General features: G+C 48.6%; 1 protein-coding gene. It reads left to right on the top strand.

Annotation, left to right across the window (positions count from 1 at the left end; translation table 11 throughout):
• Positions 1-98 precede the first annotated feature (98 nt).
• Positions 99-1,124 (top strand): IS30 family transposase, encoded by a 1,026-nt coding sequence (locus FC82_RS13340; RefSeq protein ID WP_046949115.1) that lies wholly within the window; start codon positions 99-101, stop codon positions 1,122-1,124.
• Positions 1,125-1,171 lie beyond the last annotated feature (47 nt).

The raw sequence follows: 1,171 nt of genomic DNA, 5'->3' as shown, positions 1-1,171 counted from the left end.
CCCGGATTTAAAATCTAAGTGCAACAAGTTCAAATTATACAAATAGGCCATGGAGACCTAAACTTAAAGTGCTGAAACTCTAAAGAAAGGACATCTCCATGACCCAATCCAAGCATAGCACTACCAAGCATTATCAACAACTTACCCCGGAAGAAAGAGGTGAAATTGAAGCGTACTTGAATGCTGGGAAATCTCAGGCTGATATTGCGCGCCTGACCAATCGCAGTCGCAGCACGATCTCGCGTGAAATTAAGCGTGGCACCATTCGACAACGTAATTCTGACTATCTCTTCTTCACCAAATACTTTGCGGACACGAGCCAGCTTATTCATGATAAAGCGCGTCAGAACTGCCGTTTTGGCGGACTAGAAAAGGTCTGCTGGCTGTTCTTTAAGATGCTTAAAACAGCGCTTAAACGGCGACCACGGATTGATAGTGTTGATGGTTTCGTGCACGCCTTTAAGCAGACTCATCCTGACCAGCCGTGCCCTTCAACGCCGACCGTTTATCGGTATATTGATCAAGGCCGCTTAGACATTAAGAATATCGACCTGCCAGCCAAGCTGCGGCGCCATGTAAAGTCCAATCGTCACAACCACTCGCGTAAAAATAAGCGTCTGGCTGGTACTTCGATTGATGAACGACCAGACACTATTAATAACCGTGAACGCTTTGGTGATTGGGAAGGTGACCTGGTTAAAGGCAAGCGTCAAGCCAGTGAACCAGCACTGATGACCCTGACCGAACGGCGAGTCCGCTATGAGATCATCGTCAAGATTCCCAACTACCACGCAGACACCTGCTTAAAAGAGCTTCAAGCCACCATTGACCAGCATCCTGGCTACTTTAAGACCATCACTTTCGATAACGGCTCTGAGTTCAAACTGTTGGACCAGGTTCAAGGAGCTCAGATCTACTTTGCGCACCCGTACTCGCCTTGGGAACGTGGCAGTAATGAAAACCAGAATGGCCTGATCCGAGAGTACATCCCTAAAGGCCTATCACTACATGGCTTCTCTGAAGATGATATCGCAAAGGTTCAAGATGCGCTGAATCAAAAGCATCGCAGGACACTCGGCTACGCTAACGCCGCCGAGCTTATTGAGGCCGCGCTAGCAAGCTAGCTCACGGCCTGGCTCCATGGTTGTTGCACTTGAGTTGACATTCCGGG

It is taken from the genome of Secundilactobacillus collinoides DSM 20515 = JCM 1123, assembly GCF_001435975.1.
In the GTDB taxonomy this organism is placed as follows: Bacteria; Bacillota; Bacilli; order Lactobacillales; family Lactobacillaceae; genus Secundilactobacillus; species Secundilactobacillus collinoides.
Note: the sequence above shows the minus strand (reverse complement) of the source record. Positions and strands in the feature narration are given on the sequence as shown.